Source organism: Amycolatopsis lurida, from assembly GCF_900105055.1.
Lineage (GTDB): Bacteria > Actinomycetota > Actinomycetes > Mycobacteriales > Pseudonocardiaceae > Amycolatopsis > Amycolatopsis lurida.
Genome location: NZ_FNTA01000003.1, coordinates 439,526 through 453,967, shown reverse-complemented (window position 1 = coordinate 453,967; position 14,442 = coordinate 439,526). Strand labels below are relative to the sequence as shown.

Sequence of the window (14,442 nt, the reverse complement as noted above, 5' to 3'; positions counted from 1 at the left end):
CCCGCACGTCGCCACGAAGGCCTCCTTGCGCGTGGTCCCGCCCACGACACCCTTGCCCACCCCTGAATAACCGTCTCTACCACTCACGAGGAACCCGCCCGAGTGACGCGAAAGCCACTTTCGCGACGTCTGGTGTCCCGAAAGTGGCTTTCGCGTCACTCGGGTGGCCGACCGGCGGCCGGTCGGACGGGCGACACGCGAGATCAGCGCGTGCGCCGAGGTCCTTGGTGAGCCCGCTCCCACCGCTGCCACGATCAGGCCATATTCGCCTTACCTCTCACCTGGACCTGCGATGTGGGGCTCGCGCGTGGATCATGGGGTATTCCGCCGCCGAAGCATCGAAGGGGTCGTGATGGCCAAGCCCAACGTCGCCGAGCAGTTCGTCCAAGTCCTGGTGCAGGCCGGGGTGGAACGGATCTACGGCGTGGTCGGGGACAGCCTGAACCCCGTCGTCGACGCGATCCGCCGCACCCCGGGGATCGAATGGGTCCATGTCCGAAACGAGGAGGCAGGTGCCTTCGCCGCGGCCGCCGAGGCCCAGCTGACCGGGCGGCTCGCGGTATGCGCGGGTAGCTGCGGTCCCGGCAACACCCATCTGGTGCAAGGGCTCTACGACGCGCACCGCACCGGCGCCCCGGTGCTCGCGCTCGCTTCGCACATCCCGTCCGGCCAGATCGGGACCGGGTTCTTCCAGGAGACCCATCCCGAACGGCTGTTCGTCGACTGCAGTGGATACTGCGAACAGATCAGCGGGCCCGCTCAGATGCCGAGGGTGCTGCGGATCGCCATGCAGCACGCGGTGTCCCGCGGCGAGGTTTCGGTACTGGTGCTGCCCGGTGACGTCGCGCATCTCGATGCCACCGCCCCCACCGGATTCGGAGCGCCGATCACCGAGCACGGGACGATCGTGCCACCCGAGGCCCAGGTGACACGGCTCGCCGAATTGATCAACGATGCCGAGACCGTCACCTTGTTCGCGGGCGCCGGGGTGCGCGGCGCGCACGCGGAGGTGATGGAGCTGGCCGGGACCGTGCAGGCACCGGTCGGCCACAGCCTGCGCGGCAAGGAATGGATCCAGTACGACAATCCCTACGACGTCGGGATGAGCGGGCTGCTCGGCTACGGCGCCTGCTACCGGGCCATGCACGACGCGGATCTGCTGGTCTTGCTGGGCACCGATTTCCCTTACGACTCCTTCCTGCCTCAGGCACGGACCGTGCAGGTCGACCATGACGCGACCCGCCTTGGCCGACGCACCCCGCTCGAACTGGCGGTGCACGGCGACGTCCGGGAGACCCTGCGGGCCGTGCAGCCGCTCCTGCGCCGCAAGGCCGACCGCACGTTCCTGGACCGCATGCTGCGTGATCACTGCAAAACGCTGGAACAGGTCGTCGACGCCTACACCCGCAACGTCGAGCGGCACGTGCCCATCCATCCGGAGTTCGCCGCGGATCTCCTCGACGAGCTCGCCGCGGACGACGCGATCTTCACCGTCGACACCGGCATGTGCAACGTGTGGGCGGCCAGGTATCTCACCCCCAACGGGCGCCGCCGGGTCATCGGGTCGTTCTTGCACGGCACGATGGCCAACGCCCTGCCGCACGCCATCGGCGCGCAGTTCGCCTATCCGGGACGGCAGGTCGTGTCGATGTCCGGCGACGGAGGGCTGGGCATGCTGCTGGGTGAACTGCTCACCGTCGCCTTGCACGACCTCCCGGTCAAGATCGTGACGTTCAACAACTCCTCGCTGGGCATGGTGAAGCTGGAGATGCTGGTGGACGGGCTGCCCGATTATCAGACCGACCACCGCCCGGTCGATTTCGCCGCCATCGCCAGTGGTGCGGGTCTGCGCGCCGAGCGGGTGACCGATCCGACCCGGCTGCGCGCGGCCCTCAAGGAAGCGCTGAGCCACGACGGCCCGGCGCTGGTGGACGTCGTGACCGACCCGAACGCGCTGTCCGTCCCGCCGCACATCACCGCCGGTCAGCTCGGTGGGTTCGCCTTGGCCGCGGGCAAGGTCGTCCTCGAAGGCGGGGTCGGCCGGATGATCGACCTCGCCCGGGCCAACCTCCGCAACATCCCTCGGCCGTGAGACCGCTCGCTCAGCGCAGCGGGCGGAACGTGGCACGCAGGTCTTCGATCCACGCTTCCGGATGCTCCCACGGCCCGAAATGGCCGCCCTTTTCGTGGACGTTCACCTGCCGCACGTCGGCGTACACGGGACCGGCCGCTTCCTTGAACGCGGCGATACGACGTTCGCGGTCGTGGGCTCCCGGCGGTGCGGCGTCGCCGAGGTGGAAGGTGAACCCGGTCGGCGCCTCGACGGCCGGGGTCCGGTCGTGCGACGGCCGCCACGGATGGCGGTTGACGTTCTTGTAGGCGCGGATCGACGAGCCGATGGCCTGGTTGACCCAGTAGATCGTCGCGTTGGTGAGGATGTGGTCCAGCGGATAGGAATCTTCGAAGACCCCGTTCTGGTCGCTCCACTTCTTCCACCGCTTGAGGATCCACGCGAGCATCCCGATCGGGGAATCGTTCAGGCCGTGCGTGATCGTCTGCGCGTCGAGCATGTGCGTCGCGACATGGGAAGCGTAGGTGTCGGCGAAGTTGACCATGTCGGCGCGCGGGCCCACGGGGAGGTCGTCGATCGGTGCGCCGCCGGTGAGATCCCAGTGGCGCGCGCCCTGGAAGATCGTCAGCGGCATCTCGTTGCCGAGGTGGAGACCGTGGAGCGAGCCGGCGTACTTGTGGCCGAGTTGCGCCCCGACCAGCGCTCCGTAATCGGCCGCGCCGACCCCGAATCGCCGATGGCCGAGCACATCGGTCATCAGCGTGTGGAACCGGTCGGCCATGCTGACGAAGTTCTCCTTGCCGTTCGTCAGCGGAGTCGAGAACGCGAAGCCGGGCAGCGAAGGGACGATGACGTCGAAGGCGTCCGCGGGGTCACCGCCGTACGCGGCCGGGTCGGCGAGCGGTCGGATGACCTTGCTCCAGTCCCAGAAGGTCCACGGCCAGCCGTGCATGAGCAGCAACGGAATCGGCGCGGGGCCCTTCCCCGGCTCGCGGAGGAAGTGCACCGGGGTGCCGTCGACCTCGACGCGATGGTGCGAGTACTCGTTCAACCGGGCTTCGACGGCTCGCCAGTCGAAACCGTCGGCCCAGTACTCCACGATCGGCTTGAGATAGGCGGTACTCAATCCGAAAGCCTCGTCTTCGTTGTCCAGGTCGGGTGCGAACCTGGTTGCTTTCAGCCGCCTCCGGAGATCGTCGAGGACGTCCTGTTCGACGTCGATCACGAACGGTTCGAGAGTCATGGTCGGTTCTCCTTGTCCGGGTGGGTCCAGTCCAGGCGGAGCCTGGTGATACGAAGTTCGGCGATGAGCCAGTGGCCGTCCGACCGGGTGAAGCGCACCCGGTAATGGCCGTAACCGTGCATTTCGCCGTCGTGCGGTGTGGCGACGATGTCCTCCATGGCCCAGACACCGGCCGCCGAATCCTGCGACTCGATGTCGATCTCGCTGGAGAACAGGTGATGTACCAGCACGGAATCGGCTTGGTTGCGGGCTTTGAGCCGGTCGGCGATCTCGTCGCGGCCGGTCATTCGCGCTTGGGTCGATCCGTCCACTGTGGAGGCGATGAACGGAGCGTCGGGCGTGAACAGGGCGGCGAGGTCGTCCCATCGATGATGGTCGGCGCTGTAGACGTAGCGAGCCATCACGCGTCGCACGTCCTCCACCGCCACCAGCCGGGTGAGGTCGTCCATCGGCTTTCCTTCGTTCGGTGAGGTTGACCCGGCCGAGAATGCCGACGAAAAAATGTACCGGCAAGTACAGTCTTGCCAGGCGGGTTCTGTACTTGCTGGTACATTTTCGTGGACCTACGTTGGCCTCATGCACGCGATTCACATCAGCGAGTACGGCGGCCCGGAGGTCATGACCTGGACCGAGTTCCCGGACCCGGTGCCGCGCGCCGGCGAGGTCGGCGTGCTGCTGAGGGTGGCCGGGGTGAACTTCATGGACACCGGCGCCCGCAAGATGCCGCTGCCCACCTGGTCGGTGCCCACCGTGCTGGGTGTCGAAGGAATGGGCGTCGTCGCGGCGCTGGGGCCGGGCGTCGAAGACTTCGCCGTCGGCGATCGGGTCGCTTGGCGTTACCACAAGGGCAGCTACGCCGAACGGCTCGCCATCCCGGCGGCGTCGCTGGTGCGGGTGCCCGATGACATCGACGACGAGATCGCGGCCGCCGTCCTGATGCAGGGTTTGACCGCGAACCATTTCACGACGGAGACGTACGCGATCAAGCCGGGGGACACGGCCGTGGTGCACTCGGCCGCGGGTGGGGTCGGGACCATCCTGACCCAGCTGATCAAGGCTCGCGGCGGCGCCGTGATCGGGCTGGTTTCGCGTGAGGAGAAGATCCCGGTGGCGAAGAAGGCCGGCGCGGACCATGTGCTGGTGTCCGCCGGGAGCGGCTTCGAACGACAGGTCCGGGAGCTGACCGGCGGCGAGGGTGCACAGGTCGTGTACGACGGTGGCGGCTCGGCGACGTTCCACTCGTCCCAGCTGTCGCTGCGCCGTCATGGCGTGCACGCCTACTACGGCGTGGTGAACGGGAATCCCGTGTTCCGTCCCGCGGACCTGCCGAACAGCATCCTGCTGTCCTATCCGTCCGTCGTCGACCACGTTCCCACCCGTGAAGCGCTGGTGCGGCGAACGGACGAGCTGTTCGAGTTCATCCGAAAGGGGCAGGTGGCTCCGTTTATCGGCGGCCGCTACGCCCTCGCCGACGCGGCGCGTGCCCACCGGGACATCGAGTCCCGTCGCACCTCGGGAAAGCTGCTGCTGATGCCGTGACCGCGGCGCGGACCGGACGCGGCACAATGGACCGCCGAGTACATTCCGGGAGGCTTTCGTGCTCACGAAGAAGGGCGCCGCGACGCGGCAGCGGATCATCGAAGCCGCGGCGGACGAGATCCGTGACCACGGCGCCGGGGCCGCGACCCTGGACGACATCTGCCGCCGTAGCGGAACGGGCAAGAGTCAGCTGTTCCACTACTTCCCGGAGGGCAAGGAACAGTTGCTCCTCGCCGTGGCCGAATGGGAGGCCGGGCAGGTGATCGAGGATCAGCAGCCCTACCTCGGGCGGTTGACCACGTGGGAGGCGTGGGAGAAGTGGCGTGACGTGGTGGTCCGGCGCTACCGGCGGCAGGGGGTGCACTGCCCGCTCGGGGTGCTGATCACCGAGATCGGCAGGCACACCCCGGCCGCTCAAGCGGTCACGAGGCAACTGCTGGAGCAATGGCAACGTCAGGTCCAGGCCGGCATCGAGGACATGCGGGAAAGCGGGGACATCGGCCGTGACGTCGACCCGGTCCGCGCCTCGGCCGCGTTGATCGCCGCGATCCAGGGCGGGGTGACGATCCTGATGTCCACCGGATCCGCGGACCACCTCGAAGCGGCACTCGACCTGTACCTGGACTATCTGCGCGGCGGCGTGCCGGTGCCCGGCTGACTCCGTCCACTGTGGATGGTCAGGCCCGGCCGGTACCCATCCCGTGCCACAGCAGGTCGAGCAGGTTCGCGACGTCGCGCCGCCATTCGCCTTTCGGATCGAGATAAAGCAGTCCGCCCAGTCCACGCAGGACGGTCTCCGGCGCCAGGCCCGCGCGGACGGTGCCCGCGTCGATGTTGGCTCGCAGGAGGGTGGCGACCGCGCCGACCATGTCCTGGTAGGCCCCCGCGGGCAGCTCGCCGCGGGCGGAGGTCGCGACGCGCAGAGCGTCGGCCAGACCGCGTTTGGTCATCATGTAGTGCGCCAGGTGGTCGGTCGTCCACACGCGGAACGCCTGCTCCGGCGGGTACTTCTCGAGCAGGCTCGGCACGATCTCGACGAGCTGGCGCACCTCGCGCCGGTACACCGCCAGGATGAGGGCTTCCGGCGTGGGGAAGTGCCGGTACACCGTGCCGACGCCGACCTCGGCCTCCTTCGCTATGGCGTTGAAGGAGACCTCGCCGGAACAGGCCAGCGACTTCGCCGCGGTGGCGAGGATGCGCTCGTGGTTGCGGCGGGTGTCCGCACGCCGGGGATTGACCGATCCCGTCGTCATGGTCCCTCCTGTCCGCCGACCCGTTCTCCGGAGAATGTAGCCGAGCAATCCGTCGGACCTGGAGCGACTCCAGGGCGAGTATCGACCTTGCCGAGCGGATTGTATTCCGCTAACTTGAAAATCGAAGCGGATGAATATCCGTTTCGCCTCGCGAACAGACTCCCCACCACCTCAACCTACGCCGTCGGGCCCCGGCCCGGACGATCTGCGGAAAGAGATCCAGTGGACATCTCACTCGAAGTCAATGGCAGGACGGAACATCTCGGTGTCGATCCCGGGGTGACCCTGCTGGACGCGCTGCGGGAGCGGCTCGCCGTCACAGGCCCGAAGAAGGGCTGTGACAGAGGGCAGTGCGGCGCCTGCACGGTGCACGTCGGCGGACGGCCGGTGCTCTCCTGCTTGACCCTGGCGGCCACCGTGAAGCAGCCGGTGACCACGGTCGAAGCACTGTCCACTGAGGACGGTTTGCATCCGGTTCAGCAGGCGTTCGTCGATCAGGACGCCCTGCAGTGCGGATTCTGCACGTCCGGGCAGATCATGTCGGCCGTGGCCGCCATCGAGCAAGGCGTCGAGGACGTCCGCGAGTTCATGTCCGGCAATCTGTGCCGATGCGCGGCGTATCCGAACATCGTCGCCGCGGTCGAGCAGGCGAGGAGGGTCGATGCGTCCCTTTGAGCTGCTCGCCCCCGAGACCGTCGAAGACGCGGTCGGCTCGTCCGGCACGTTCCTGGCGGGCGGGACCACACTCGTCGACCTGATGAAACTCAATGTCCTGACACCGCAGCGGGTTCTGGACATCAACGCGGTACCGCTGCGCGGCATCGACACCACCGACGGGCTCCGTTTCGGCGCGCTGGAGCGGATGGCGGACATCGCCGGGCATCCCGGGGTGTACCCGGCGATCTCCCGTGCGCTGCTGCTCAGCGCCTCCCAGCAGATCCGGAACATGGCGAGCATCGGCGGCAACCTCCTGCAGCGCACGCGCTGCTCGTACTTCCGCGACGTCGCCGTGCCGTGCAATCGGCGAGCCCCCGGCAGCGGCTGCCCGGCGATCTCGGGTGCCAACCGGATGCACGCGGTGCTGGGCACGAGCGATTCGTGCGTGGCGACCCACGCCAGCGACGTCGCCGTCGCCTTGGTCGCCCTCGACGCGCGGCTCCGCCTGGTCAGCGAGACCGGAAGCCGCACCGTCGAGCTGGGCTCTTTTTATCGCCTGCCCGGCGACACTCCCGAGGTCGAGAACGATCTGCGGTCCGGCGAACTGATCGCCGAGGTCGTGGTCCCGCGGCTGGACTGGGCGTCGAACTCCACCTACGTCAAGGTGCGGGACAGGCAGTCCTACGAGTTCGCGTTGTGCTCCGCGGCGGTAGCGCTGCGAGTGGAAGGCTCGCGCGTCGTCGACGCCCGCGTCGCGGCCGGCGGCGTCGCCACCGTGCCGTGGCGGCTGCCCGCGGTCGAGGAGGCCTTGCGGGGTGCGCCCGCGACGGTCGCCGCCTTCGAAGACGCCGCGGCGCTCGCCGGCGAGGGAGCGCGCCCGCTGGCCGCGAACGGATTCAAGCCGTCGTTGCTGCGGCGGACCATCGTCCGCGCGCTGCTCGAACTGACCGAGGGGAGCCGCTCATGAGCAGCAGGGTGGACGGGCCGCTGAAGGTCACCGGCCGGGCCGAGTACGGGGCGGACCACACCTTCCCCGGACTGGTCCACGGTTACGTCGTGCTCAGCACGATCGCCCACGGCGAAATCGACACCATGGACGTCACGGCGGCGAAGGGCGCGCCCGGCGTGATCGGCGTGTACACGCCCTTCGATCCGCTGGAGCTGCGCACTCCGACCACGCCGTTCATGGGTGAGACCTGGGTTCCTTTGCAGGACAAGGAAGTCACGTACTACGGCCAGCCGATCGGATTCGTGGTCGCCGAGACCTACGAGCAGGCGCGCGACGCGGCGATGCTGGTGGAGGTCTCCTACCTGACCCGGCCCGCGCGGACTTCGCTCCAGGAGGGCCTCGCGTCGGCCGAGGACGCACCGGAATCGCGGGGCGTGCCGTCTGCCCTCGCCGTCCTCGCTGAGGGCGTCGAGTCCATCGAGGACGCGCTCGCCGAGAGCCCGGTGGTCGTCGAGGCCACGTACACCACCGCGCCTCAGCACCACGCCGCGATGGAACCGCATTCCGCGGTCGCGGTGTGGGGCCCCGAGGGCTTGACGGTCCACAGCGGCAACCAGGGTTCGAACCTCCAGGCAGCGGAACTGGCGATGGCGCTGGGCGCGGAGCCGTCCGAGGTGCACGCGGTGAATCCCTTCGTCGGAGGTGCGTTCGGGGGCAAGGGCCGCACGTCCACCCCGGCGTTCCTCGCCGCGGCGGCGGCCAGGGTGCTGGGCAGGCCGGTGAAAGCCGTGCTCAGCCGGGAGCAGGTCTTCACCGCGACCGCCGGCCGCGCCGCGACGGTGCAGAAGATCGCCCTCGGCGCGGAGCACGACGGCACGCTGAACGCGCTGCGGCACGATTCGTGGTGCAGCACGCCCATGGACCGGTCGTTCGTCGAGCCGACGTCACACGGCACGTCGCGCGAGTGGTACGCCACGCGGAACCTGGCCATCAGCCAGAAGATGGTGCCGCTCAACATCCCGCCGACCACCTTCATGCGGGCGCCGGGCGAAGCACCGGGATCCTTCGCGCTGGAGAGCGCGATCGACGAACTCGCCGTCACGCTGGGTATGGACCCGATCGAGCTACGGCAGCGGAACAATTCCACCGCTCCGCCGGGCAAGGATCTGCAGTGGTCGAGCAAACACCTCGACGAATGCTTCCGCATCGGCGCGGCGCGGTTCGGCTGGGCGGAGCGCGCACCCCAAGGGCGCACTGACGGCGACTGGCTCGTCGGCATGGGCACGGCCACCGCGATGTTCCCCGCACTGCGGTTCCCGGCCACGGTCGGGATCACCCTGCTGCCCGACGACACGGCCGTCGTCGCGACCAGCGGGGCGGATCCTGGGACGGGTCTGCTGACCGTGCTTTCCCTGGTGGGCGGAGAGTCGCTGGACATCCCGTCGGATCGGGTGCTGCCGCGGCTCGGCGACTCGGCGCTGCCGCCGGGAGGGATGTCCGGTGGGTCCACGGCGACCGCGAGCACGGGCACGGCCATCATGGTCGCCGCGGCCAGTGCGATCGATGAGCTGCTCGCACTGGCGTCGGCGCCGGGCGCGCCGTTCGACGGCATGGACGTCTCCTATGCGGACGGCCGGGTGCTGGCGGGAGACCGGACGATGTCCTTCGGGGAACTGTTGCGGGCATTGGACCGCCCGTCGTTGTCCGTGACCGGCTCCTCGGCGCCCGGCGAGGAACTGACGAAACATTCGTTCAGCTCGTTCGGTGCGCAGTTCTGCGAAGTCCGCGTGCACAAGTGGACCCGCGAGATCCGGGTGTCCCGCATGCTCGGGGTGTTCGACGCGGGCCGGATCATCAACCCGGTGGCGGCGCGCAGCCAGATCCTCGGAGGCATGATCTGGGGTGTTTCGGCCGCCCTGCACGAGGGGTTGGAGGTCGAGGAGAACGGGCGGCTCGCCAACGGTGACCTCGCGAGCTACCTGATCCCGGTGAACGCGGACGTCCCCGAGGTCGACGTCCACTTCGTCGAGTACCCGGACACCCTGCACAACTCTGTCGGTGCGAAGGGGCTGGGCGAGATCGGCATCGTCGGGATGGCGGCGGCCGTCGCGAACGCCGTGCACAACGCCACCGGTATCCGGGTCCGGCACATCCCCATCCTGATCGAGGACCTCCTCGACGAGTCCTAGGGGATCGTGGGGATTCGGGACACTTGCCCCGAATCCCCACGGTCGCCTCCGCCGTACGGCATCATGTCCGCTGACGGCGGTTCGTTCCTACGGAATCGGGAATCAGCGTGAGCGGCTTCGGCAAGTGGAATCTCGGCATCGGCGCCGTCCTGATGAGTGCGGCCGTGCTGTGCTCCGTGCTCGACCTGATCCCCGCCGCGGTGATCACCGGCATCCTGGGCCTGCTCGGGCTGGGCATCGCGGGGTACGACCTGATCGACGGCTGGGCGGAACGCGCCGACCTGCGCCGCCGAGAGGCGCGCGTTCTCCGCGAACGTGAAGAGCGCCAGGGCCGCTGAGCCCCGTCACATCGGGCATGTCCGCGGTATCTGGGCGACCGCGCCGTAGCCGTCCGGGGAGGACACCTCCACCGGAATCGACGGCGGCCGGTCGAACGTCCGGATCCAGACCGAGTCGATCCACTCGGCGACCGTGTCGACGAGGACGTCCGCCGAGATCCCGTGCGGGAGTGGCGGTACGTCGGGTTCCCAGCCTGTTTCATGGTGGACGACGCCGAACAAGTGGCGGTGGTCGTCGATCGGCTTGTTGAGGACGTAGGAATCCGGGCCCTCGAAGCGGGCCCAGACGTCGAAGGTGCCCTCGCCGTCCTGGTCGGGGAAGACCTCGATCTGCAGGCTCTCGACGTTTTCACCGATCGCCTCGACGATCGCCCTCAACCGCGTGGCGACGTCTTCGGAATGCGCGCCGAGGACGTCGCGAAGTCGGCGGCGATACTCATCTTGGTCCACACAGGACAATCTAGCGGGATCGGTCAATGCGCCGTTTCCCGATGCCGCCCGTAAGGCTTGGCGTCGAGAAGCGTGACGCGCACCGCCCCGCCGCTGGGCACGCCGTACTCCCGCGTGTCGCCCGGTCGCGCCCCGTTAAGCGCGCGGCCGAGCGGGGATTCGGGGGAGTAGACCTCGAGTGCGCCGTGGCCTGCCTCATCCCGCGTGCCGAGCAGGAAGGTCTCGGTGTCGCCGTCGTCGTACCGGACGGTGAGCACCATGCCGGGCTCGGCGATCCCGTCGTCGGGCGGATCCTGTCCGACGACGGCGCCGCGCAGCATGTTCTCGATCTGGCGGATCCGGGCCTGCCGGTGGATGTTGTGCGCGATTTCGTCGTCGCCGTACCGGTCGGCGGTGCCGGGGCGCCGCAACGTCGCGAGTTCCCGCACCAGCCGCGTGTGCGCTTCCTTGGTCAGCCAAGGGCCTGACATGGTGATGATCGCCTTTCGGTGGATACGTCCGCGGGGGCCGGGCGCGGAAAGGACCCGACCCCCACAGACCTTCGGGGAGTCCCGCGTCGGTCAGCGGGACTCGGGTTCGTGGGACCGCCGCCGGAAGACGCCCGCGTCGGTGGCGAACCCGATCGCGGCCTTCAGGAGAAGGTCCTTCTCGGTGCGCAGCAGGGCGTTCTCGGCGCGGAGACGGTCCACTTCGGACTGCTCGTCGAATGAGGTTTCGTCGTCCGGAGTCATCGGCGCAGGGGGTCGAACGGGCGCAGGGCTTCCGGTTGCTTGCCGGTGGTGATGTGTTCGGCCAGGAGCCTTCCGGTGATCGGACCGTGGGTCAGTCCCCACATCCCGTGCCCGCCCGCGACGTAGAGCCCGGGTGTGCTCGTCACGCCGATCACGTGCCGCCCGTCGGTGGTGACCGGGCGGGAGCCCACCCATTCGTCGATGCGCCCGTCCCAATCCAGGCCGGTGAGGAAGGGCCGTGCCGACGCGATGATCGAAGCGACCCGCGCCGGATCCAGCGGCGCGTCCGGTTTCCGGAACTCCATGGTCCCGGCGACGCGGAGGCCTCCTCGGTACGGCGTGCACGCCACGCGGATGTCCGGCAGGTAGAGCGGGCCTGGCACCGGACGGTCGGTCGGCACGGTGAAGGAGTAGCCCCGTCCGGCGCGGACGGGGACCTTGACTCCCCACCTCCGGCCCAGATCGCCCAGCCAGGCACCGGTCGCCAGCACGACCGCGTTGGCGTTCACCGTCTGACCGGTCTTCGAGCGCACGCTCAACGCGTGCGGGTACGCGCGCAGGGAAGCGACGTCGAACTTGTGGCGGATCGTGCCGCCCCGGCCGACCACCGCCCGTGCCAGCGACTCGACGAACCGGCCCGGGTCCACGTAGCGCTGCCCGTCGATCCGGACGGCTGTGCCGAGCCGGGCCGTGGCCTGGGGAAACCGCTCGGCGAGTTCGGCCGCGGTGAGCTGTGTCCAGGAGATGTCCTGTCCGGTTTCCGCGATGCGTCGCAGTTCGGTGATCAGCCCCGCGGCTTGGTCCGCGGTCTCGAAAGCCGCGGTGATCGGCGCTTCGATGGTCGGTGCGTCCACCCCGTTCGCGGTGAGGACGTCGAAGGCTTCCAGGCACTCGTCGTTCAGCGGCGAATTCGCTTCGACCGCGCGGGTCCACGAGCGTCCGGTGCAGTTCGCGGCGAAGCGGGCGAGGAACGACCACAGCCGCGGATCGGGGGACGGCGGGACGTGCAGCGGTGCCTGCCGGTCGAGCAGTGTCCGGAGTCCGTAGCGCAGGACGCCGGGTTCGTTGAGCGGGATCGCGAGGCCGGGGGAGAGCCAGCCGGCGTTGCCCCACGACGCTCCCGCCGCGATGCCTTCGCGATCCAGCACCGTGACTCCGACCCCGCGTTCCTGCAGGAACCACGCCGTCGACAGGCCGACCACGCCGGCTCCGATCACGATCGCCGAACGCGGGCCGCCGTCGATCCGGTCGAGCTCGCCCATGAATTCCTCCGCTGCACGAGTGGTGCTGTCGCGGTCAGGATGGCTCGGATCCGGGCGGCGGAGATTGTCCGGATCCGACAATCCGGGCGGATCGTTTTGGCCGGAACGGTCAAGGGGCCGGATCGGACACGGCCAGCTCGATGATCATCGCCAGCCGTTTCGCGGGCTGGTCGAGGCCGAGTTCGGTCACCTCCGCCATCTTCCGGAGCCGGTAGCGGATCGTGTTGGGGTGCACTTCCAGCCGCTCGGCGGCCTCCGCGAGATCTCCCTGCGCCTCGAGCCAGGCTCGCAACGTCGCGACGTAGCTGGTGGCGTTGGCGCTGTCGTGCCGCCGCAACTCGGTGATCGGGCCGCGGGCCGGCGCCCTGCCGGACGCCGCGGCGGCCCGCAGCCGTTGCACGAGGATGTCGTCCCAGGCCTCGTCGTAGGCGATCGCGGACTTCGTGCCCGGCCGTACGGCGTGCAATGCGAGACATTCGTCGGCTTCCAACCTGCTGGCCGGCAGCTCCGCCGACGCCGCGCCCGCGCCGATCCCGGCCAGCATCGTCACCTGCCGGGGCAGTGCCTCGCGGATCGAACGCACCCACGCCCTGGCCGCGTCGACGTCGTCCCCGGGCAGGACGGTGTAGACGGTGTTGCTGAACAACGTGCTGCGGCCCGGCCGTGACCAGCCGAAACCGGTGGTCGCCCGCTCGAACGCGAGCAGGAGCGCGGCGTGGCGTTCGTCGCCGATGTGGGCCTGCAGGGCGATCACCCGGAACCGGCCGGGAGGCAGGCCGAGCCTGCTGAGCACGGCCGCCGCGTCCGGCGTTCCCTCCACCAGCCGGATCACGAGATCGGATTCGACCTGCCGCTCCAGGTCCGCGCTCGCCCGGGAGCGCAGGAGGTGCAGGCCGACCGTGCGCGAGCTGTCCCGCAGGACGGCGCGCAGGACGTCGGTCAGTGGCCGGTCGCATTCCACCCAGATCGAACCCAGCATCTCCCGGCCCGCGCGAACGGCGACGACCATGCGCCCAGTCAACCCGTGTTCGGGATCGGCTTCGACGAACAGCGGCTCGTCGGATGCCGCCAGGTGGCCGAACACGCCCCGCCGTTCGAACAGGTCGCGGACCGGTTCCGGGACACGCCTGCCGAGGATCGTCTCCAGCCGCGCCCGGTCGGCCAGGTGCTGCCTGCTGGAGTACGCCAGGACCCGGGAGAGCCGGTCCTCGATGGTCACCGCGCTGCCGAGCGCGTCCGCCAGACTGTCGGCCAGCGCGAACAGGTCGGTCGGACCGCGGCCCGATTCGGTCTCGCGGCCTTCCAGGACGAGCCCGTAGACCACGCCGGCGAGCTGACCCCAGGACACGTCCGGGTCCACCAGCAGCACGGCGACGTCGCCGGTCTCGGCGCGCTCGTCCGGCGCCGATCCGCGGACCAGGACGACCGAGGCGTGTGCCGCGACGGCCAGGTCGACGGCTGTCGCGATCGAGTCCGTCCCGACGGCGAGGAAGACGTCTCCGCGCAGGTCGCGGGGGTCCGCGGCGTCGTGCATCACCACGTCGCGCAAGGCCGTCTCGCGCGACACCGGGCAGCACCACAGCCGCGCCCCGTATCCACCCAGGACGTTCACGAGCCGATCCAGCGTCACCATGGCCGCGACCCTGCCATCGAATGGTGCCGGGCACGACGCGTTCCCCCGTTGACTGTGAGTTAAAGAACCTTTTACACTGCGATCGTTAGGAAACTTACTTAACTAAGCGACTCCGGCTGACAGTCGC

15 protein-coding genes are annotated in these 14,442 nt (G+C 69.1%); 7 read left to right on the top strand and 8 right to left on the bottom strand.

Going from position 1 to position 14,442, the window contains the following annotated elements; genetic code table 11:
- The first annotated feature begins 352 nt into the window (after window positions 1-352).
- Window positions 353-2,092: a pyruvate dehydrogenase gene (locus BLW75_RS04430; RefSeq protein WP_034317388.1), complete on the top strand. Its 1,740-nt coding sequence runs from the start codon at window positions 353-355 to the stop codon at window positions 2,090-2,092.
- Between the two features lie 10 nt (window positions 2,093-2,102).
- Here BLW75_RS04430 and BLW75_RS04425 read toward each other — a convergent pair whose 3' ends face one another.
- Window positions 2,103-3,314, bottom strand: coding sequence for an epoxide hydrolase family protein (locus BLW75_RS04425; protein WP_034317393.1), 1,212 nt, complete (start codon window positions 3,312-3,314; stop codon window positions 2,103-2,105).
- On the bottom strand, window positions 3,311-3,763 hold the full coding sequence (locus BLW75_RS04420; protein WP_034317395.1) for a nuclear transport factor 2 family protein: 453 nt from the start codon (window positions 3,761-3,763) through the stop codon (window positions 3,311-3,313). Before BLW75_RS04420 ends, BLW75_RS04425 begins: the two co-directional genes overlap by 4 nt.
- Before the next feature lie 127 nt (window positions 3,764-3,890).
- Between BLW75_RS04420 and BLW75_RS04415 the strand changes: the two genes are divergently transcribed.
- Together BLW75_RS04415 and BLW75_RS04410 are read left to right on the top strand one after the other, a co-directional pair.
- Window positions 3,891-4,853, top strand: a complete 963-nt coding sequence (locus BLW75_RS04415) for a quinone oxidoreductase family protein (RefSeq protein WP_034317398.1) — start codon at window positions 3,891-3,893, stop codon at window positions 4,851-4,853.
- Between the two features lie 58 nt (window positions 4,854-4,911).
- On the top strand, window positions 4,912-5,511 hold the full coding sequence (locus BLW75_RS04410; protein WP_034317401.1) for a TetR/AcrR family transcriptional regulator: 600 nt from the start codon (window positions 4,912-4,914) through the stop codon (window positions 5,509-5,511).
- Window positions 5,512-5,530: 19 nt separating this feature from the next.
- On the opposite strand, the gene BLW75_RS04405 is transcribed toward BLW75_RS04410, so the two are convergent.
- Entirely contained in the window at window positions 5,531-6,106 is a 576-nt protein-coding gene (locus BLW75_RS04405) for a TetR/AcrR family transcriptional regulator (RefSeq protein ID WP_034317404.1), read from the bottom strand.
- A gap of 222 nt (window positions 6,107-6,328) precedes the next feature.
- Between BLW75_RS04405 and BLW75_RS04400 the strand changes: the two genes are divergently transcribed.
- From BLW75_RS04400 to BLW75_RS04385, 4 genes are all read left to right on the top strand, one after another.
- Window positions 6,329-6,781: a (2Fe-2S)-binding protein gene (locus tag BLW75_RS04400; RefSeq protein ID WP_034317407.1), complete on the top strand. Its 453-nt coding sequence runs from the start codon at window positions 6,329-6,331 to the stop codon at window positions 6,779-6,781.
- On the top strand, window positions 6,768-7,730 hold the full coding sequence (locus tag BLW75_RS04395) for an FAD binding domain-containing protein (RefSeq protein ID WP_034317410.1): 963 nt from the start codon (window positions 6,768-6,770) through the stop codon (window positions 7,728-7,730). Before BLW75_RS04400 ends, BLW75_RS04395 begins: the two co-directional genes overlap by 14 nt.
- Window positions 7,727-9,901, top strand: a complete 2,175-nt coding sequence (locus tag BLW75_RS04390) for a xanthine dehydrogenase family protein molybdopterin-binding subunit (protein WP_034317413.1) — start codon at window positions 7,727-7,729, stop codon at window positions 9,899-9,901. Before BLW75_RS04395 ends, BLW75_RS04390 begins: the two co-directional genes overlap by 4 nt.
- 107 nt (window positions 9,902-10,008) lie before the next feature.
- Window positions 10,009-10,239, top strand: coding sequence for a hypothetical protein (locus BLW75_RS04385; RefSeq protein WP_034317416.1), 231 nt, complete (start codon window positions 10,009-10,011; stop codon window positions 10,237-10,239).
- Between the two features lie 6 nt (window positions 10,240-10,245).
- Here BLW75_RS04385 and BLW75_RS04380 read toward each other — a convergent pair whose 3' ends face one another.
- The 5 genes from BLW75_RS04380 to BLW75_RS04365 form a co-directional block, all read right to left on the bottom strand.
- Window positions 10,246-10,689: a DUF6389 family protein gene (locus BLW75_RS04380; RefSeq protein ID WP_034317419.1), complete on the bottom strand. Its 444-nt coding sequence runs from the start codon at window positions 10,687-10,689 to the stop codon at window positions 10,246-10,248.
- A 23-nt stretch (window positions 10,690-10,712) separates the two neighbouring features.
- The gene (locus BLW75_RS04375) at window positions 10,713-11,159 is read right to left on the bottom strand and encodes a GreA/GreB family elongation factor (protein ID WP_034317421.1); all 447 of its coding nucleotides are present in this window, start codon (window positions 11,157-11,159) and stop codon (window positions 10,713-10,715) included.
- A gap of 90 nt (window positions 11,160-11,249) precedes the next feature.
- Window positions 11,250-11,420 carry a hypothetical protein gene (locus BLW75_RS42700; protein WP_034317424.1) on the bottom strand — a complete coding sequence of 57 codons (171 nt, stop codon included), beginning with the start codon at window positions 11,418-11,420 and terminating at the stop codon, window positions 11,250-11,252.
- Complete coding sequence (locus BLW75_RS04370; protein WP_034317427.1) at window positions 11,417-12,682, bottom strand: NAD(P)/FAD-dependent oxidoreductase; 1,266 nt, start codon at window positions 12,680-12,682, stop codon at window positions 11,417-11,419. Before BLW75_RS04370 ends, BLW75_RS42700 begins: the two co-directional genes overlap by 4 nt.
- Window positions 12,683-12,791: 109 nt before the next feature.
- Window positions 12,792-14,315: a PucR family transcriptional regulator gene (locus BLW75_RS04365; protein ID WP_034317430.1), complete on the bottom strand. Its 1,524-nt coding sequence runs from the start codon at window positions 14,313-14,315 to the stop codon at window positions 12,792-12,794.
- Window positions 14,316-14,442: the final 127 nt, after the last annotated feature.